Origin of the sequence: Gordonia sp. DT101, from assembly GCF_049844895.1 — a bacterium.
Lineage (GTDB): Bacteria > Actinomycetota > Actinomycetes > Mycobacteriales > Mycobacteriaceae > Gordonia.
Genome location: NZ_JBNCLX010000006.1, coordinates 269,261 through 288,185, shown reverse-complemented (window position 1 = coordinate 288,185; position 18,925 = coordinate 269,261). Strand labels below are relative to the sequence as shown.

General features: G+C 67.3%; 19 protein-coding genes. 12 read left to right on the top strand and 7 right to left on the bottom strand.

Annotation, left to right across the window (positions count from 1 at the left end):
- Window positions 1-63 precede the first annotated feature (63 nt).
- Both frr and ACLQ3I_RS20680 read left to right on the top strand, forming a co-directional pair.
- Entirely contained in the window at window positions 64-621 is a 558-nt protein-coding gene (gene frr / locus ACLQ3I_RS20685; RefSeq protein ID WP_425793691.1) for a ribosome recycling factor, read from the top strand.
- 35 nt (window positions 622-656) lie between these two features.
- Complete coding sequence (locus ACLQ3I_RS20680) at window positions 657-1,571, top strand: phosphatidate cytidylyltransferase (protein WP_425793693.1); 915 nt, start codon at window positions 657-659, stop codon at window positions 1,569-1,571.
- A 34-nt stretch (window positions 1,572-1,605) separates the two neighbouring features.
- Here ACLQ3I_RS20680 and ACLQ3I_RS20675 read toward each other — a convergent pair whose 3' ends face one another.
- Entirely contained in the window at window positions 1,606-1,983 is a 378-nt protein-coding gene (locus ACLQ3I_RS20675) for a LapA family protein (RefSeq protein ID WP_425793695.1), read from the bottom strand.
- A gap of 30 nt (window positions 1,984-2,013) precedes the next feature.
- Here ACLQ3I_RS20675 and rlmN point away from each other — a divergent pair, with 30 nt between their 5' ends.
- Window positions 2,014-3,120 carry a 23S rRNA (adenine(2503)-C(2))-methyltransferase RlmN gene (gene rlmN, locus ACLQ3I_RS20670; protein ID WP_425793696.1) on the top strand — a complete coding sequence of 369 codons (1,107 nt, stop codon included), beginning with the start codon at window positions 2,014-2,016 and terminating at the stop codon, window positions 3,118-3,120.
- A gap of 13 nt (window positions 3,121-3,133) precedes the next feature.
- Here rlmN and ACLQ3I_RS20665 read toward each other — a convergent pair whose 3' ends face one another.
- On the bottom strand, window positions 3,134-3,397 hold the full coding sequence (locus tag ACLQ3I_RS20665) for a DUF2631 domain-containing protein (protein ID WP_425793697.1): 264 nt from the start codon (window positions 3,395-3,397) through the stop codon (window positions 3,134-3,136).
- Between the two features lie 151 nt (window positions 3,398-3,548).
- On the opposite strand from ACLQ3I_RS20665, the gene puuE reads away from it, so the two are divergent.
- The 6 genes from puuE (at window position 3,549) to ACLQ3I_RS20635 (ending at window position 11,088) form a co-directional block, all read left to right on the top strand.
- The gene (puuE, locus tag ACLQ3I_RS20660) at window positions 3,549-4,505 is read left to right on the top strand and encodes an allantoinase PuuE (RefSeq protein WP_425793698.1); all 957 of its coding nucleotides are present in this window, start codon (window positions 3,549-3,551) and stop codon (window positions 4,503-4,505) included.
- Between the two features lie 44 nt (window positions 4,506-4,549).
- Window positions 4,550-5,725: a 1-deoxy-D-xylulose-5-phosphate reductoisomerase gene (gene dxr / locus ACLQ3I_RS20655; RefSeq protein WP_425804342.1), complete on the top strand. Its 1,176-nt coding sequence runs from the start codon at window positions 4,550-4,552 to the stop codon at window positions 5,723-5,725.
- Complete coding sequence (locus ACLQ3I_RS20650) at window positions 5,722-6,954, top strand: M50 family metallopeptidase (RefSeq protein ID WP_425804340.1); 1,233 nt, start codon at window positions 5,722-5,724, stop codon at window positions 6,952-6,954. The genes dxr and ACLQ3I_RS20650 overlap by 4 nt, the downstream gene beginning before the upstream one ends.
- A gap of 83 nt (window positions 6,955-7,037) precedes the next feature.
- Window positions 7,038-8,228: a flavodoxin-dependent (E)-4-hydroxy-3-methylbut-2-enyl-diphosphate synthase gene (ispG, locus tag ACLQ3I_RS20645; protein WP_425793701.1), complete on the top strand. Its 1,191-nt coding sequence runs from the start codon at window positions 7,038-7,040 to the stop codon at window positions 8,226-8,228.
- Window positions 8,229-8,305: 77 nt separating this feature from the next.
- Window positions 8,306-9,142, top strand: a complete 837-nt coding sequence (locus ACLQ3I_RS20640) for a GNAT family N-acetyltransferase (RefSeq protein ID WP_425804338.1) — start codon at window positions 8,306-8,308, stop codon at window positions 9,140-9,142.
- A gap of 119 nt (window positions 9,143-9,261) precedes the next feature.
- The gene (locus tag ACLQ3I_RS20635) at window positions 9,262-11,088 is read left to right on the top strand and encodes a penicillin-binding transpeptidase domain-containing protein (protein WP_425804336.1); all 1,827 of its coding nucleotides are present in this window, start codon (window positions 9,262-9,264) and stop codon (window positions 11,086-11,088) included.
- A 13-nt stretch (window positions 11,089-11,101) separates the two neighbouring features.
- Here ACLQ3I_RS20635 and ACLQ3I_RS20630 read toward each other — a convergent pair whose 3' ends face one another.
- From ACLQ3I_RS20630 to ACLQ3I_RS20620, 3 genes are read right to left on the bottom strand one after another with little or no spacing between them, the layout of a single operon-like run.
- Window positions 11,102-11,884 carry a heme ABC transporter ATP-binding protein gene (locus ACLQ3I_RS20630; protein WP_425804334.1) on the bottom strand — a complete coding sequence of 261 codons (783 nt, stop codon included), beginning with the start codon at window positions 11,882-11,884 and terminating at the stop codon, window positions 11,102-11,104.
- 5 nt (window positions 11,885-11,889) lie between these two features.
- On the bottom strand, window positions 11,890-12,981 hold the full coding sequence (locus ACLQ3I_RS20625; protein WP_425804332.1) for a FecCD family ABC transporter permease: 1,092 nt from the start codon (window positions 12,979-12,981) through the stop codon (window positions 11,890-11,892).
- The gene (locus ACLQ3I_RS20620) at window positions 12,978-13,970 is read right to left on the bottom strand and encodes a heme/hemin ABC transporter substrate-binding protein (RefSeq protein ID WP_425804457.1); all 993 of its coding nucleotides are present in this window, start codon (window positions 13,968-13,970) and stop codon (window positions 12,978-12,980) included. Before ACLQ3I_RS20620 ends, ACLQ3I_RS20625 begins: the two co-directional genes overlap by 4 nt.
- Window positions 13,971-14,156: 186 nt before the next feature.
- Between ACLQ3I_RS20620 and map the strand changes: the two genes are divergently transcribed.
- From map to ACLQ3I_RS20605, 3 genes are all read left to right on the top strand, one after another.
- The gene (gene map / locus ACLQ3I_RS20615) at window positions 14,157-15,017 is read left to right on the top strand and encodes a type I methionyl aminopeptidase (RefSeq protein WP_425804330.1); all 861 of its coding nucleotides are present in this window, start codon (window positions 14,157-14,159) and stop codon (window positions 15,015-15,017) included.
- Between the two features lie 115 nt (window positions 15,018-15,132).
- Window positions 15,133-16,695, top strand: a complete 1,563-nt coding sequence (locus ACLQ3I_RS20610) for a cobyric acid synthase (RefSeq protein WP_425804327.1) — start codon at window positions 15,133-15,135, stop codon at window positions 16,693-16,695.
- 45 nt (window positions 16,696-16,740) lie between these two features.
- Entirely contained in the window at window positions 16,741-17,565 is an 825-nt protein-coding gene (locus ACLQ3I_RS20605) for an alpha/beta fold hydrolase (protein ID WP_425804324.1), read from the top strand.
- A gap of 9 nt (window positions 17,566-17,574) precedes the next feature.
- Here the strand turns inward: ACLQ3I_RS20605 and ACLQ3I_RS20600 are convergent, their stop codons facing one another.
- Window positions 17,575-18,288: an FAD-binding oxidoreductase gene (locus tag ACLQ3I_RS20600; RefSeq protein ID WP_425793708.1), complete on the bottom strand. Its 714-nt coding sequence runs from the start codon at window positions 18,286-18,288 to the stop codon at window positions 17,575-17,577.
- Window positions 18,285-18,881, bottom strand: a complete 597-nt coding sequence (locus ACLQ3I_RS20595; protein ID WP_425793709.1) for a molybdopterin-dependent oxidoreductase — start codon at window positions 18,879-18,881, stop codon at window positions 18,285-18,287. Before ACLQ3I_RS20595 ends, ACLQ3I_RS20600 begins: the two co-directional genes overlap by 4 nt.
- Window positions 18,882-18,925 lie beyond the last annotated feature (44 nt).

Genomic DNA, 18,925 nt, shown 5'->3' with positions numbered 1-18,925 from the left:
GACGGCTCGCGCTCTCATGACGTGCACCAATCCGAACCCGTATCGAGTAGAAGTGGGACGACGATGATCGACGACGCGCTGCTGGACGCCGAAGAGAAGATGGAGAAGGCGGTCGGCGTCGCCAAGGACGACATGGGCTCGATTCGCACCGGCCGTGCCAATCCGGCGATGTTCAACAAGGTCAACATCGAGTACTACGGTGCGCTCACCCCGGTCACCCAGGTGGCGAGCATCAACACGCCGGAGGCCAGGATGGTGGTGATCAAGCCCTACGAGCCCTCCACGCTGCGTGACATCGAGACGGCGATCCGGAACTCGGACCTCGGCGTGAACCCGACCAACGACGGCACGATCATCCGTGTCGCGATCCCTCAGCTCACCGAGGAACGGCGTCGCGAACTCGTGAAGCAGGCCAAGGGTAAGGGCGAGGACGCGAAGGTGGCCATCCGCAACGTCCGCCGGAAGGCCGTCGACGAACTCAAGCGCATCCAGAAGGACGGCGAGGCCGGCGAGGACGAGGTGAACCGCGCCGAGAAGGAACTCGACAAGACGACCGGCGGCTACGTCACACAGGTCGACGACCTGGTGAAGCACAAAGAGAACGAATTGCTCGAAGTGTGAGCACTGACCCAACCCACGCGTCTATACCGGAAGTGATGGCCACCGAATCCTCCGCGAACACGCCGCCTGCGGACGGCGGCGAGGGTTCGGGGACCCCTGCCGAGGCCGTTTCCGGGGAACCTGCTCCCAAGAAGTCGCGGGCCGGCCGAAATCTTCCCGCGGCGATCGCCGTCGGCGGGTCTCTCGGTGTCTCGATCATTCTGATCCTGATCTTCGCGCCGAAGATCTGGTACGGCGTGGTGGCCGTTGCGTTCGCGATCGCGACGTGGGAGGTGACCAAGCGGCTGCGCGACGGCGGCTTCCAGGTGGCGCTGTGGCCGTTGCTGATCGGCGGCCAGGCGATCATCTGGTCGAGTTGGCCCTGGGCGCAGACCGGAGTGCTCACGGCCTTCGCGGCGACGGTGCTGATCCTGATGGTCTGGATGCTGCTGGCTCAGGGAATCGGTCATGCACCCGAGAACTATCTCCGAAACCTGGCCGCGAGTGTGTTCGTCCTGGCATGGTTGCCGTTGCTCGCGTCGTTCGGCGCGCAGATGGTGGTGCAGGACGACGGCGCGGCCCGGGTGGCGACGTTGATGGTGGTGGTGGTGTGCTCCGACGTCGGCGGTTATGCGGCGGGCGTGTTGTTCGGCAAGCACGCGATGGCGCCCGCCATCAGCCCGAAGAAGTCCTGGGAGGGGCTCGTCGGATCACTGGTCGTCGGTACGACGGGCGCAATCTGCTGCGTGGTCTTCTTCCTCGACACCCACTGGTGGGTCGGCGCGATCCTCGGTCCGGTGCTGGTCGTCTGCGCAACGCTCGGTGATCTGGTCGAATCCCAGGTCAAACGAGATCTCGGCATCAAGGACATGGGCACGTTGCTGCCGGGACACGGTGGCATCATGGACCGTCTCGACTCGCTGCTGCCGTCGGCGTTCATCGTGTGGGCGGTCCTGACGGCGCTGCTCTGACCTGCAGGCCGCTGCTGCGTGCTCGCGGCCTGCGCTACTTTTTGGCCTTGCGCATCGCTCGGCTCATCTGCAACATGCGCAGGCCGCCGGCCAGCGCGACGATGAGTGCTCCGGCGATCGCCGCGATGAGAAGGCTCACACCCAGCGGCAGGTTGACCTCCCAGAAGATCAACGTGATCCGCTGCGAGTCGAGGTTCTGCAGGATGAAGACGAGCAGCAGCACCGTGATGACCGCACCGATCACCAGGCCGATGAAAGTCGCACGGGTGCGCGTGTGTTCGACGTTTTTCACCTTCGTGCGGAGCTCGTCGCGTTCGTCGAGCAGCGCCTGGTGATCTCGATCCAGGTCGGCATCCGCCGGGGGCAGATCGCCCGGTGTCACCTCGGGTCGCTGCGGATCAGGTGTCGTCATGTACCTATCATGACATGCGACAATGTCAACATGTCGTCATTGCCGCTCGTGTTCGACGCGCCCAAACGGGGGCGTCCGCCGACTCATTTCGCCGACCTCGCCCCCGAGGGCCGGGTCGCTGCCCTCGCCGCCCTGGGGCTCCCCAAGTTCCGGGCCAATCAGCTGGCGCGACAGTACTACGGTCGCCTCAACGGCGACGTCGAGGAGATGAGCGACCTGCCCGCGACGTCACGCGATGCCGTCGGCGAGAAACTCTTCCCGCCCTTGCTGAGTCCGGTGCGGCACATCTCCTGCGACGACGGCGACACGCGGAAGACGTTGTGGCGACTGCACGACGGCACGCTCCTGGAGAGCGTTCTCATGCGCTACACCGAGCGCAACACACTGTGCATTTCCAGTCAGGCCGGTTGCGGGATGGCTTGTCCGTTCTGCGCGACCGGGCAGGGCGGCCTCGACCGCAATCTGTCGACGGCCGAGATCGTCGACCAGGTTCGGGCTGCGGCGCGGGCGTTGCGCGACGGCGAGTTCGGTGAGCCCGGCCGGTTGTCGAATGTCGTCTTCATGGGTATGGGCGAGCCACTCGCGAACTACAAGCGGGTGGTCAGTGCGGTCCGGCAGATCACGTCGCCGGTACCGGACGGGCTGGGGATCTCGGCGCGGTCGGTGACCGTCTCGACGGTCGGCCTCGCACCTTCGATCCGGCGCCTGGCGGACGAGGGACTCGCGGTCACCCTGGCGGTGTCGCTGCACACACCCGACGACGAACTCCGCGACACCCTGGTGCCGGTGAACAACAGGTGGTCGGTGTCGGAGGTCCTCGACGCCGCGCGCTATTACGCCGATACCACGGGCCGGCGCGTGTCGATCGAGTACGCACTGATCAGGGACGTCAACGATCAGCCGTGGCGGGCGGATCTGTTGGGGGAGAAGCTGCACAAGGCGCTCGGTTCGCGCGTGCACGTCAACCTGATCCCGCTCAATCCCACCCCGGGGTCGGAATGGGACGCCAGTCCCAAACCGGTCGAACGCGAGTTCGTCCGGCGGGTCCGGGAACAAGGTGTCTCCTGCACGGTGCGGGACACCCGCGGGCAAGAGATCGCCGCCGCCTGTGGGCAGTTGGCGGCCGAAGAACGCTGAGACCGGTAGGCGGTCAGTTCTTCCAGCGGCCCCGATTGCGGATCGACGGCCGGATCAGGAAGAACGCGAGAACGGCCGCCATCCCGACGAGGTAGATGTCCTCGATGTGTCCCCGCTGGTTGCCGATGAGCATGCAGAGCAGCGCGACCACACAGAACCATCCGGCGATCATGAAAGACTTGGTCGCCTGACCGTGCCAGCCGAACCGGGCCGAGGGCGCATCCGCGGGTTCGCGAACCCAGCCGGTGTCGACGTGCTCAACCTCGGTGCTTGCCACGGTGGCTCCTCACTGCACGGTCAGCGATCTGACGGACGTGACCAGAAGTCTGACGGTCGGTAGTAGTTCATCGAACAGCATAGCGGTAGCCCCGCACCCGCGACGTACCTGCCACCACGCATGGCCGCGAGTTCGGTGACAGAATGCCGCCATGTCCGACACCGCGCATCGAACCCTGGCCGATTACCGCTCGGAGAACTATCCGCGCGACATGATCGGTTACGGTGCCACAACCCCGGATCCGCAGTGGCCGGGCGGCGCCAGGATCGCCGTGCAGTTCGTGCTCAACTACGAGGAGGGCTCGGAGAACAACGTCCTCGAGAACGACCGTGGCAGTGAGACCTTCCTGTCCGAGATGATCGGTGCGCAGTCGTTCCCGAACCGGCACATGAGCATGGAATCGCTCTACGAGTACGGGTCGCGTGCCGGCGTCTGGCGGATTCTGCGGACGTTCTCGCGACGGCAACTGCCGCTCACCATCTTCGCGGTCGCACAGGCGATGGCGCGCAATCCGGAGGCGGCCGCGGCCTTCGTCGAACGCGGCGACGAGATCGCGTGTCACGGCTATCGATGGCTCAGCTACCAGCTGGTCAACGCGGCCGTGGAGCGTGAACACATGGAGGTCGGCGTCGACCTGCTGACCGAGATCACCGGTCACCCACCCCTCGGCTGGTACACGGGCCGCGATTCGCCCAACACCCGCCAACTCGTGGTGGAGCACGGCGGATTCGTCTACGACTCGGACAGCTACGCGGACGACCTGCCGTATTGGGTGAAGGTGCCACGAGGTGACTCGGTCGTCGATCACCTCGTGGTGCCGTACACCCTCGACACGAACGACATGCGGTTCGCGTCACCCGGCGGGTTTCCGTCCGGCGATCAGTTCTTCGCCCATCTACGCGACGCCTTCGACGTGCTGTATGCCGAAGGTGTTGCCGGCGCACCCAAGATGCTCTCGATCGGACTGCACTGCCGGATCGCCGGCCGCCCGGCACGACTGGCCGCACTCGAGCGGTTCCTCGACCACGTGCAGGCCCACGACGACGTCTGGGTCACCCGTCGCATCGACATCGCCGAACACTGGCGGAAGGTGCATCCGGCGGGCTGAACCGGAAGTTTGGGCTCACCAGTCCGAGGCAGGACAATGAGTTCGTGACGACGCGCGTACTCATTCTCGGCTCGACCGGGTCGATCGGTGTCCAGGCCCTCGAGGTCATCGCCGAGCATCCCGAACGTTTCCAGGTGGTCGGACTCGGGGCAGGAGGCGCGAACCTCGATCTGCTGCGTGCCCAGGCACAGTCGTTCCGGATTCCGGCCGGCGCCCTGGCGGTTGCCGATCCGACTGCCGCGCGAACGCTCTCCGACGATCTCGGCAGCCGAGTTCTCGGCGGCCCGGACGCGATGTGTGACCTGATCGACGCCGTCGAGGCCGATGTGGTCCTCAACGCTGTCGTCGGGTCCATCGGTCTCCGGCCGAGTCTCGCGGCGTTGCGTTCCGGAGCGCGACTGGCGCTGGCGAACAAGGAGTCCCTGGTCGCAGGCGGCTCCCTGGTTCTCGACGCCGCCGCCCCCGGTCAGATCGTGCCCGTGGATTCAGAGCACTCGGCAATCGCGCAATGCTTGCGGGCCGGCACCGCCGACGAGGTGGACCGGCTCGTCCTCACCGCATCGGGCGGTCCCTTCCGGGGCTGGACCCGCGCGGCGCTCGAGGACGTGACCCCGGAGCAGGCAGGTCACCATCCGACCTGGTCGATGGGTCCGATGATCACGCTGAACTCGGCAACGCTGGTGAACAAGGCGCTCGAGGTCATCGAGGCGCACCTGCTGTTCGGCGTGGACTACGACCGCATCGACGTCACCGTGCACGCGCAGTCGATCGTCCATTCGATGGTGACCTTCGTCGACGGGGCCACCATTGCCAAGGCATCGCCCCCGTCGATGAAACTCCCGATCGCGCTGGCGCTCGGTTGGCCGGCGCGCGTGCCCGGCTCGGCGGCCGCCTGTGACTTCTCGACCGCGTCGTCGTGGACGTTCGAGCCGGTCGACAACGCGGTCTTCCCGGCGATCGATCTCGCCCGTGAGGCGGGTCGTGGGGGTGGCTCGCTCACCGCCGTCTACAACGCCGCCAACGAGGCCGCGGCCGAGGGTTTCTTCGCCGGTGCCATCCGGTTCCCGCGGATCGTCGAGATCATCCGTGAGGTGCTCGCCGAGGCCGATCAGTGGCGGGAACGGCCAGGTACTGTGGATGAGGTCTTGGCCGCTGATCAGTGGGCACGCGAACATGCTGCGCGTCTGGTCAAGGCATCTGCGGATGGAGTGAGTCAGTGAGTTTTGCGCTCGGCGTGGTGCTGTTCGCCGCAGCGCTGGTGCTGTCGGTTGCATGGCACGAATGCGGTCACATGTGGGCAGCGCAGGCGACCGGGATGAAGGTCCGCCGATACTTCGTCGGCTTCGGGCCCACGCTGTGGTCGACCCGTCGCGGGGAGACCGAATACGGCGTCAAGGCGCTGCCGCTCGGCGGCTTCTGTGACATCGCGGGCATGACGCCCTACGACGAGATCGCCGAGGAAGACCGCCCGCGGGCCATGTACCTGCAGAAGCCGTGGAAACGGCTGGTGGTGCTGTTGGCCGGTCCGGCGCAGAACTTCGTGCTCGGGTTCGTCCTGGTCGTCATCGTCGGTGCGATTTTCGGCCTGCCGAACATCAGCCAGGACCCGGTGCCCGCAACGGTGTCGAAGACGAGTTGCGTGTCGGCCACCACCACGTACTCCGAGACGGCGGAGCCGGTGCGGACCCCGTGCGCGGGCAACGGTCCGGCTGCCGACGCGGGCCTGCGCGCCGGCGACACGATCGTCGCCGTCAACGGTCAGCCGGTCTCCGACTACTCAGAGGTGTCCAAACAGATCGGCACGGGCTCCGACCCGGTCGACATGACCGTGCAGCGCGGCGGCGAGAAGGTCGACCTCACGATCACTCCGCAACCCGCGACCATCGTCGTCCAGCGGTCCGACGGGACCAAGGAGACCGAACAGGCCCGCCAGGTCGGCATCACGTTCACGCCGCCGCCGAACATCAACCACTACGACGGACTCGAGGTGATCCCCGCATCGTTCGCGTTCACCGGTGACCTGTTCGTGGCCACCTGGGACGCCTTGCTGTCGATGCCGTCGAAGGTCAGTGCCCTGTGGACGGCAGTCACGGGTGGTGAGCGCTCGGCAGACACCCCGGTCAGCGTCTACGGCGCGTCGGTGCTGGGTGGTCAGGCCGTCGAGCGGGGTGCGTGGAGCACCTTCCTGCTGTTGCTGATCAGCATCAACTTTTTCCTCGGGTTGTTCAATCTCGTGCCGCTATTACCGTTGGATGGTGGGCACATGGCCATCGTCGGGTACGAGAAGGCCCGCAACACGGTGCGCGGATGGTTCGGGCGTGGCGCAGGCGGGCCCGTCGACTACCTGAAGCTCATGCCGATCACCTACGCGGTGGTGATCATCATGGGTGGATTCATGGTCCTGACGGTCACCGCCGACATCGTCAACCCGATCGAACTGTTCAAATGACCCAGCCTTAGCCGTCGCCCAACCTTCCATCACCCAGCTCAGCCGTTGAACCACACAGCCATTCGTCATTCGAGGTGAACGAGATGAACGCCCCAGCAACTCCCGGAGACGCGCTCTCGGTCGGGCTCGGCATGCCCGCCGGCCCGCCGCCCGTGTTGGCGCCCCGCCGCCAGACACGCCAGATCCAGGTCGGTCAGGTCGGTGTGGGCAGCGACCATCCGATCTCGGTGCAGTCGATGACCACCACCAAGACCCACGACATCAACGCGACGCTGCAGCAGATCGCCGAGCTCACCGCATCGGGCTGCGACATCGTGCGGGTGGCCTGCCCGCGTCCCGAAGACGCCGAGGCACTGCCCGTGATCGCCAAGAAAAGCAAGATCCCGGTGATCGCCGACATCCACTTCCAGCCGAAGTACATCTTCGCCGCCATCGACGCCGGCTGCGCGGCGGTTCGGGTCAACCCCGGCAACATCAAGGAGTTCGACGGGCGCGTCAAAGAGGTGGCATATGCCGCCAAGGACGCCGGGATCCCGATCCGGATCGGCGTCAACGCCGGCTCCCTCGATCCCCGGCTGCTGAAGAAGTACGGCAAGGCGACCCCCGAGGCCCTCGTCGAATCGGCACTCTGGGAGGCCGGCCTGTTCGAGGAGCACGGCTTCGGCGACATCAAGATCTCCGTCAAGCACAACGACCCGGTGGTCATGGTCGAGGCCTACCGGCAGCTCGCTGCGCAGTGCGACTATCCGCTGCACCTCGGGGTCACCGAGGCCGGACCTGCATTCCAGGGCACCATCAAGTCGGCGGTCGCCTTCGGTGCACTGCTCTCCGAGGGCATCGGCGACACCATCCGGGTCTCCCTGTCGGCGCCGCCCGCCGAGGAGGTCAAGGTCGGTGATCAGATCCTGCAGTCACTCAACCTCAGGCCACGCAAACTCGAGATCGTGTCGTGCCCGTCATGCGGGCGGGCGCAAGTCGACGTCTACAAGCTGGCGGACGCGGTCACCGCGGGACTCGAGGGTATGGAGGTCCCGCTGCGTGTCGCCGTGATGGGTTGTGTCGTCAACGGTCCCGGTGAGGCACGCGAGGCAGATCTCGGTGTGGCATCGGGTAACGGCAAGGGTCAGATCTTCGTCAAGGGAGAGGTCATCAAGACCGTGCCCGAGGCTGAGATCGTGGAGACCTTGATCGAAGAAGCGCTGCGAATCGCAGGCGAGTCGGGTGACACTGGTGGGGACAGGGAAGTGGGCTCCCCGGTCGTCACGATCAGCTGACGACAGCAGAGGCGACCACTGCCGAAGGCGCCGGAGCCGGAGGTCGTGCCCTGCCCGACTACTGCAGAGGAGCGGTGGTGCTGAAGCTACTGGGTGACCGCCCCCTCGGCGCACGTGATGCGCCGGTGGTCGAGCGCGTCATGGCCGCCGACCCGGTGGCGATGTGCATGGTGGCGGCACGTTTCGAGACCCACGGCATCAACCCGCGGCTGCTCGGTGGGGAACTGTGGACCATCGACGACCCGACGACGTCCCTGTGCTTCTCGGGGGCGAACCTGATCCCGCTCGCCGGTTCCGCCGACGACATGGAGGGTTTCGCCGACCGCGCCGCCTCGGCGCCACGGATCTGCTCCTCGATCGTCGGTCGCGCCGAGTTGGTGCTGCCGTTCTGGGACCGCGTCCAACCGTGTTGGGGACCCGCACGGGAGGTGCGCGACAACCAGCCGCTGATGGCGCTCACCGGCACGCCCGTCGTCACGCCGGACCCGCTGGTGCGACTGGTCACCCTGGACGATCTCGACGCGTATCTGCCGGCCGCCGTCGACATGTTCATCGGTGAGGTCGGCGTGGACCCGTGTGCCGGTGACGGCGGCCGTTCCTACCGCCGGCGGCTGGCGTCGCTGGTCACTGCGCAGCGGGTGTTCGCCAGGTTCGACCGCGGTGAGGTCGTGTTCAAGGCCGAGATCGGTTCGCTCTCAAGGAGAGTCGGACAGATTCAGGGTGTCTGGGTGGCCCCGCACCGACGTGGTGAGGGGTTCGGCGCCGCCGGCACCGCGGCCGTTGCGGCGGCGATCATCTCGCACGGCCGGACGCCGAGTCTCTACGTGAACAGCTTCAACCTCCCGGCGCGAGAGGTCTACCGGCAGGTCGGGTTCAGCGAGGTCGGGACGTTCGCGACAGTTCTGGTCGACTGACTGTCCGGTCGCACGGGACACGGCCGTCACAGTCTGCGATGATGCGTCTTCGCGGCGCGTAGCGCGTGGCGCAACGGATTCCGGTGGCCGACGCCATATGATCGCAACCGATGTGGCAGATGAGACGGCGTGTGATCAGCGGGACCTGTGTGTCGGTGAGTGCTCTCGTCGTGATCGGGGTGGCCGGCTGCTCCACGGCTGACGACGGACCCCGTCAGGCCGTCGAGAGGTTCCTGACCGCATATGGTGCCCACGACACCGTGGCCGCTGCCCAGCTCACCGACAACGCGTCGCAGGCCCAGACCGATCTCGACGCCGCCTGGAAGGGCATATCGGCCCAGAAGCTCACCTTCAGTACCGGGAAGGCGCAGGTCACCGGCGACACCGCCGACATCGACGTCACCTACCAATGGGGCCTGCCGGGTGGACGCGAGTGGAGCTATCCAGCCCGGATCGCGATGATCCGCTCCGACTCCGGGTGGGGCGTGCGGTGGATCTCGACCGACATCCACCCGGACCTCGGTGCCAACCAACGGCTTTCGCTGCGGACGACGGGTGCGCCGCGGGCGACGGTGAACGAATCCGACGGTTCAGAGGTGATGGTCAACGGCACGGTGGTCGGCATCAACTTCGACGCGCAGGCCGCTGCCGCGAGTGGCTCGGTGGCCGATTCGGTGACGCAGCTCGTGTCGGTGCTGAAGCCGTTCGACCCGACGCTGTCGGCGCAGAAGATCGCAGAGGAGTCCACCGCGGGCGGCGGGTCGTATCCCATCACCCGCCTGTCCCAGCGTGATTTCGACCGACTCCGCGACCGGTTGGCCATCCCCGGGGTCGAGCACAACGAACAGGCCGAGCTGGTACCGAAGAATCCGGACTTCGCGCCCGCCCTGCTGACCGAGGTCAAGAAGGTGGTCGACAGCGAAGTCGACGGTCGGGCGGGGTGGCGGGTGGTCACCGTCAACCCCAACGGCCTCGACGCCGATGTCCTCGCCGATCACGCCGCGCAGCCCGCACCTGCGGTCTCGCTGAGCCTGTCACGGCAGGTGCAGACGGCCGCGCAGCGGGCGGTCGACGCCACCAACCGCTTCCAGATCGCGATGGTGGTCATCCAGCCGTCCACCGGCCATATTCTCGCCGTCGCGCAGAACAAGTCGGCCGATCGCGACGGACCGATCGCGACCGCCGGGCTCTATCCGCCCGGCTCGACGTTCAAGATGGTCACCGCGGCCGCGGCCATCAGCCGCAACCTGGCTCATCCCGGGACCATGGTGCCGTGCCCCGGCGAGATCGAGATCGGGCCGCGTCGTATCCCCAACTACGACCGATTCTCGTTGGGGACCGTGCCGATGCTGCAGGCCTTCGCGAATTCCTGCAACACGACGTTCGCCAAACTCGCCAGCGAGATGGGGCCGTCGGACCTCGCACACACCGCTGCGTCGATGGGGATCGGACAGCACTACGACATCCCGGGTCTCGCGGCCGTCTCCGGGTCGGTGCCGATCGCCCCGGAGTTGGTGGCACGCACCGAGGACGGCTTCGGCCAGGGCAAGGTCCTGGTCAGTCCGCTCGGCCTCGCTCTGGTCGCGGCCACCGTCGCGCACAACGGCAAAGCACCGATACCCCAACTGATCCTGGGCAAGCCGACAAAGGTCGAGGGTCCGCAACCTTCCCTGGATCCGTCGGTGGTGGCCGAGCTCCGGCCGATGATGCGAGCCGTCGTCCAGCAGGGCACCGGCACCGTCATCGCCGGACAGGGCGACATCCTCGGGAAGACGGGCGAGGCGGAGTTCGACGGCGGCTCACATGCGTGGTTCGCCGGTTACCGAGGCGATCTCGCATTCGCGACACTGGTGGTGCGTGGCGGCGACTCGAACAACGCGGTCGCCGTGACCAGGGACATGTTCGCCTCACTACCGCCGGGATACGCCGCAGCTGCCCGGTCGTGAGTCGCGGAACCGGTCAGGTTCGGCGCGGTACCACGATCGGCTGTCCCGACGCCGGGTGATCCCAGATCTCGACCGGGTGATCGTAGGTCTCGGAGAGCAATTCGGCCGTCATCACCTCGCGGGTCGGTCCGGTGGCGAGCAGGTGGCCGTCCTTCATCAGTGCGACCCGGTCGGCGTAGGCCGCTGCCAGCGACAGGTCGTGCACCACCAGCAGGATGGCCCCGCCGCCGTCGCGTGCGGCTCGCAGGATGTCGAGCACCGATTCCTGGTGGTGGATGTCGAGGGCGGCCGTCGGTTCGTCGAGCAGCATCACCGGTGTCCGTTGGGCCAGAGCCCGGGCGATCGACACACGGGCCTGCTGGCCGCCAGAGAGCTGGGCGAACGGACGGTCGGTGATGTCGGTGAGATCGCAGGCACGCAACGCGTCGTCGATGATCTCGGGGGACTCGGCCGCGTGCGGTGTCCGCAGCCAGGGGAACCGGCCCATCTCGACCACCTCGACGACGGTGAATGGGGTGTCGGTGCGGTTGTGTTGCGTCACAAACGAACGCAGGCGGGCCAGTTCGGTCGACGAGGCCTTGGACACCAGATGATCGCCGATGCGCACCGTGCCGTGGTCGGGGCGGCGCAGACCCGCGAGCACGGACAACAAGGTGGACTTGCCGCATCCGTTGGGTCCCACGAGGGCCAGCAGAGAACCCGGCTCGACGTGGAGGGACACATCCTCCACCACGTGACGGCCACCGAGAGTCACGGTGATGTGCTCGGCGGTCACGCCGTCGGTCGCCTCGGCCACGATGCTCACCACCCGGCCCCGGCGTGCCTGCTGCGCCGCAGCAGGATGAAGAACACCGGCCCGCCGATCAGCGAGGTGAACATGCCCAGTGGCAGGTCGGCGTCTCCGAGCATGGTGCGTGCCGCGAGGTCGGCGGCGGTGATGACGAGTGCGCCACCCACCACGCTTGTGGGCAGCAGGATCGCATGCCGGGGTCCGACGATGAGGCGCATCACGTGCGGCACCACGAGGCCCACGAACATGATGATCCCGGAGAACGCCACCGCGGCCGCGGTCAGGATGGACACCAGCACGATGACCTGCCGCCGGACCACTTCCACGTTGACGCCGAGGGAAGCCGCCTGGATCTCGCCGAGTGCCAGCAGATCGAGCTTGTGGACCAGGACGAGTGCGGCCGCGATCGCGGCGATGATCAGCGGTGCCGATACCCAGATCTCGTCCCAGGTCGCCCCGGCGAGCGATCCGAGCTGCCAGAACACGATCTGTTCGCGCGCGGCCGTGGAGGCGACGAAGGTGAGGTAGGCGATGATGCCGAGGGCGAAGGCGTTGACCGCGATGCCGGTGAGTACCAGCATGATCGCGGACGTCGAGCCGTCCCGCAGCGACAGCAGATAGACGGCCGCGGCGGTGAACAGGCCGAACACGAAGGCCGCGCCTGCCAATGCCCAGTCGTTGGTCATCCCGCCGCCGAGCACGATCATCAGGCACGCGCCGACCGCAGCCCCCGACGACACCCCGATGATGCCGGGCTCGGCGAGGGGATTGGCGAGCACACCCTGCAGCAGGCACCCGCCGGCGCCGAGTGCCGCCCCGACGAGCAGACCCAGGACGATGCGCGGGAAACGCACATTCCACAGGGCGCCCTCGCCGTTGGGGTGCGAGGGGAGTGGTCCGAGGTCCAGGTGGAAGTGGTGGGCCAGGCTGCCGAGGACCTCGATCGGCGGCACCGACACCTTGCCGACGCCGGCCGAGACGATGATGAGTGCGGCGGTCGCGACCACCATCACCGCCATCACCATGATGTTGCGGGTTCGGTGCCGGCTGCGGTGGTCGGCTGTCGTGGCGGCGGAGGCCTGCGGTGTGGTCGGGGCGCTCATGTGTAGATCGCTCCGGCGAGGGAGCCGAGCACCTCGCCGACGTCGGGGCCGAACGCGAGGATCTTCGTCTCGTCCATCTGGACCACGCGTCTGTTCCGGCCGGCATCGGTCTCCGCGATCCCCGGCAGACTCAGCACCCCGTCGAGGCCGCCGACCGTGTCGGCGCCCTGGGTCATCACCAGGATCACGTTGGGATCGGCCTTGATCATCGCCTCGGCGCTGATGGCGGTGAATGCTCCGGTCAGGTCGGCCTCGGCTCCGGCGTCCTTGCCTCCGAGGCTCGCGATGAGGTCGTCGGCGCCGGAGCCGGGTCCGGCCAGCAGGATCAGATTGCGACCGCGGATGTAGACGAATGCCATCGTCGGGTCGCCGGACGGCGCGGGCACGAGCCGCTTGGCGGCGGCGACCTCCGCGTCGGTGCGAGAGACGAGCTGTTCGCCCTGGCGCGGAACACCGAGTGCACCGGCGACCGACCGGATGAGCGAGTCGTTGGACTGCAGACTTCGGGTACCGGGGAACGCCACGACGGTGACCCCGGAGTCGCGGATCTGATCGACTGCGGCGGCCGGGACGGTGTTCTCGTCGACGAGCAGCACGCTGGGATTCAGCGCGAGCACGGACTCGGCGTCGAGGCTGTGGCCCCGGTTGGTGACCACCGGCAGGCGTGCGGCCGCCGGGAAAGCCGTCGACGTGTCCCGCCCGACGACATGGGAGCCCAGACCCAGCGAGAACACGATGCTGCCGAGCGTCCCGTTGATGTCGACGGCGATGATGCGGCCGGAGTCGGCGACGGTGACCTTGCCGTAGCGGACCGAGTCCACGGTCGCCGGCAGCGACGGCGTCGGGTCGTCGGCGACGGGCCGCACGTCATGCTCCGGCAGCTCGGCGGTCTGCGGGCCGTTGCGGAGGTGTGCGGTGGGGTTGACCGACGACTCGGTTGTCTGCTCGATCGGCTCGACGAAACATGCCGTGGTGGAACCCGCCAGCATCAGCACGACCACGACGAGGACCGGCCGTATCAGTCGGCGCGCCCTCGTCACCTGCTCACCCGCATCACTCGTCCTCCGCACCCGTCTACTGAGTCTCACCTTAGTTCGCGCCGACGGGCGTCCCGACTTCCGGGACTCGTGCGAGCGGCGTTCACCTCGGCCGCGAGGTCTGGATAAGGTGGGTGCATGACTGTTCGCGCTGCCCTGCGGCCCGGCACCGTGTCGCCGACCCGCCCGGTTCCCGACTCGATCGAGCGTCCCGAGTACGCGTGGAAACCGACGGCGAACGAGGGCAATGAACCGTGGGTGCAGACCCCGGAGACCATCGAGAAAATGCGGCTGGCGAGCAAGATCGCCGCCAACGCGCTCGCACAGGCGGGTGCCGCGGTGGCGCCCGGCATCACCACCGATGAGCTGGATCGCATCGCCCACGAGTACATGGTCGACCATGGTGCATACCCGTCGACCTTGGGCTACAAGGGTTTTCCCAAGTCGTGTTGCACATCTCTGAACGAGACCATCTGTCACGGAATCCCGGACTCGACGGTCGTCGAGGACGGCGACATCGTCAACATCGACGTGACCGCCTATATCGATGGCGTGCACGGCGACACCAACGCGACGTTCTCGGCCGGCGATGTCGCATCCGAGGCCGCCGATCTCGTCGAGCGGACGCGGGTCGCGACGGAGCGTGCCATCAAGGCGGTCAAACCGGGCCGGGAACTCAACGTCATCGGCCGGGTCATCGAGGCGTACGCGAACCGGTTCGGGTACAACGTGGTGCGCGATTTCACCGGGCACGGGATCGGTGAGACCTTTCACAACGGACTCGTGGTCCTGCACTACGACCAGCCCAACGTGGACACCGTCATCGAGCCGGGCATGGTGTTCACCATCGAACCGATGATCAACCTCGGGGGCCTCGGCTACGAGATCTGGGATGACGGCTGGACCGTCGCGACGACGGACAAGAAATGGACCGCACAGTTCGAGCACACCCTCGTGGTGACCGAGAACGGCGCGGAGATCCTGACTCTGCCGGACTAGCCCCGGTGTCCTTCATGGCCGTCCCGCGCCCGGCGGGGTTCGTTTGCGTCTTGTGTGTTCGTGCGCCCGAAGGATCTGGCGCACGAAGCGAATCCAGGCGCACGAATGGTGGGCCGTGGCATCGGCGGGGCGCCGTGGTGGCGGAGCGGTGAAGGGCGCACTGCTGGTCGGCGGCACCAGTTCTGACGCAGGCAAGAGCCTGATCGTCGCGGGGCTGTGCCGTCACCTGGCCAGGCAGGGGATTCGCGTCGCGCCCTTCAAGGCGCAGAACATGTCGAACAACTCCGTGGTCACCCTCGACGGCGGGGAGATCGGGCGTGCTCAGGCTCTGCAGGCTTTCGCGTGCGGGTTGGAACCATCGACCCGGTTCAATCCGGTCCTGCTCAAACCGGGCAGTGATCGTCGGTCCCACGTGGTGGTGCGCGGACAACCCGCCGGTGACGTCGGTGCCCGCGACTACCACGCGTGGCGCGCTCGGCTCGTGGGGATCGTCGCCGACGAACTCGCCTCGCTCCGAGACGATTTCGACGTCGTCATCGCCGAGGGCGCCGGCTCGGTCGCGGAGATCAACCTGCGTCCCACCGACATCGCGAACATGGGTCTCGCGCGGTCGGCGGATCTGCCGGTGATCCTGGTGAGCGACATCGACCGCGGCGGTTCACTGGCACATCTGTTCGGTACGACGGCTGTGCTCGACGCCGCGGATCAGCGCCTCATCGCCGGATTCGTGATCAACAAGTTCCGGGGCGACCCGGCAATCCTCGCGCCGGGACTCGATCAGTTGCAGGGGCTGACCGGACGATCCACGTTCGGGGTGATCCCGTTCCGGTCCGATCTCTGGATCGACGCCGAGGATTCGCTCGCCGCTCCGGTGGGCCGCCGGGTCGGTCCTCCCGACGACGGCACCGCCGATCCGTCCGCGGTGGCGCTGTCGGTGGCGGCGATCCGATTGCCCCGGGTGTCCAACACCACGGATGTGGAGGCCCTGGGCTGTGAGCCCGGCGTGGATGTGACCTGGGTCGACGACGCGGCGAGCGTGGCGTCGGCGGACCTGGTGGTCCTGCCGGGCACACGGGCGACGGTGTCCGATCTCGCGTGGCTCCGGAGCCGGGGACTCGCCGATGCGCTGGTCGGCCGCGCGCGGCGGGGGTGGCCGGTGATCGGGATCTGTGGCGGGTTCCAGATGCTCGGTCGCCAGATCGACGACCCGGTGGAGTCAGCCGCCGGTCGCGTCGAGGGGCTCGGGATCCTCGACCTGGAGATCGGCTTCGAATCGGGCAAGGTGCTGCGGCAGGTGACCGGCGACGGCGACGGCCGGCCGATCAGTGGCTACGAGATCCACCACGGCCGCGTGCGATGGTCGGGTGAGCGGCCCTGGATCGTGGATGCACAGAACGGTCCCGAGGGCGCAGTACGCGGGGCCGTGCGTGGCACCCACTGGCATGGGCTCCTCGCCTCCGATGCCTTTCGTCGCGATCTGCTGCGCACGGTCGCCGAGGAACGTGGTGTCACCGGCTTCGTCGCCGCTCCGGACACGGTCGTGAACGAGATCCGCGGCACCCAGGTCGACCTGATGGCCGATCTCGTCGGCGAACACCTCGACCTCTCGGCTCTGGAGGCGGTCATCGAACACGGCCCGGATCCGCGATCGCCGGTGATCACTCATCGCCTCGAATGATCTGCGCCAAAGCCCGAACCGGACGATGTCGCCTATCCTGGGCCCGTGGACACGCAACAGCGCGCGGTGAGGGTCGGGGAACACACATTCGACGTCCGGATCGGCGGACCCGAGGACGGCAAATGGGTGCTGCTCCTGCACGGATTCCCGGTCAACAGTTCGTGCTTCGACGCGGTGGTCCCGCGGCTACACGAGAGCGGACTGCGCACCATCGTCTTCGATCAGCGGGGCTACAGCCCCGGTGCGCGGCCGGAGTGTACGGATGCTTATCACCTCTCCAACCTCGTGGGTGACGCCCTCGGCGTCCTCGACGAACTCGGAGTCGGATACGCAATGGTGGTCGGACACGACTGGGGAGGCATCGTCGCGTGGCATCTGGCGGCGAAGCATCTGGACCGGTTCACCAGTCTCGTCGCGGTGAGTACCGGTCATCCGTCGGCGTTACGCGATGCGCTGGCGTCGAGCGATCAGCGTGAGAAGTCGTCGTACATCAAGGATTTCATCGCCGAAGACGCCGAGGAGAAGCTACTGGCCCGCAACGGCGTGCTGTTGCGTCGGGCGGGTGTGACGGCCGACGAGCTCAAGCCTCTGATGGAGCCGGGTGCGCTGACCGGACCGCTCAACTGGTACCGCGCCAACTTCACCGGGAACATCGCCGACACGCTTGCCTGCCCGGCGGTCGAGATCCCGACGACGATGGTGTGGAGCGACGGCGACACCGCGCTCGGGCGCGAGCAGGCGGAGCTGAGCGGCCGCTACGCGTATTCCGATTACCGGTTCTGCGAACTGCCGGGAGTCGACCATTGGATTCCGCAGAACGCCGCGGCAGCGTTGGCGAGTGAGATCGCCCTGCGATCCGCGATGTTCTGACGCCAACGGTCAGCCGAAGCGCTCGGTTCGGATCCGGCCGGGCTCATGACCGGCCGCGACCATCGCGGCCGCACACTGCTCGACAAAACCGTTGGGCCCGCAGATGAACACCGTCGGTTCGCGGTCGGGAGGGATCGTGATCTCGGCGAGTTCACCGCCGCCGAGCCGCTCCGCCGGTCGCGGATCGTCGGCCGGCGCCTCCCGGGTGTAGGCGAGATGTACCGGCATCCGTCCCCGGTCCATGAGCTGTCGTAGTTCGTCGGCGAACAGGAGGCGGTCCGGCGTCCGCAAGGAGTACACGAGGCCGAACGGCACCATCGGCGCGGAAACCTCCCGACTGCGGATCATCGCCATCAGTGGCGCGAGCCCGGAGCCGCCCGCGATGAGCTGCACGGGGTGTGGGTCCTGCTCGTCCCAGGTGAACCAACCGCCGTGTGCGCGGGTCACCTCGAGCGGCTCACCCACCTCGACCACATCGACGAGATAGGGCGACACCTCACCGTCGTCGGCGCGTTCGACCGTGACCTCGATCGTCCGGGTCTCCCGGACATCGGACAGCGAATAGGTGCGCGCGGTCGAATAGCCGTCCTCCGCGGTCAGGCGGATGTCGATGGACTGGCCGGGCAGACCCTGAAACGGCTCGGCGAGGCCGAGTCGTAGCGAACGCGCACTGGGGCTGTGGCGGATCTGCGAGAGGACCGTCGTCACCTGCCACTCGTTCATGAGTAGCGCTGCTCGGTCCAGGGATCGCCGTGCATGTGGTAGCCGCGGCTCTCCCAGAACCCAGGGGTGTCGCCCGGCATGAATCGCAGTCGGCGCACCCATTTGGCGCTCTTCCAGAAGTAGAGATGCGGCACCAGCAACCGTGCCGGGCCGCCGTGTTCGGCCGGGAGTGGCTCGCCGTCGTAGGTATCGGCGATCCAGCCTCGGCCCGCCACCAGATCGGCGACCGCCAGGTTGGTCGTGTACCCGCCGTGGCAGTGGGCCATCACATGGCTGTCGCCGGGCCAGGGGATGTTGCTCATGATCGTGTCGAAAGAGACACCACGCCATCGTGTCTCGAACTTCGACCAGCGGGTCACGCAGTGGATGTCGGTGACGATCTCCTCGTGGGGGAGGTCCTGGAACTCCGCCCAGTTCCAGGTATGCGCCCGGTGATCCGACGATTGCATCGTCAACGACCAGCTGTCGACCGCGATGGCCGGAGTCGGCTCGGCGGACAGCACCGGGAAGTCGAAGGTCCGGTACTGGCCCGGCGGCAGACGGGCGGCGTCGCGATCACGACGGCCCACGAATCCCCGGTTCACGATCGCCATGCCGAGATCCTACGCGCCGGATCGGATCTCGCAGCGCGAACGAA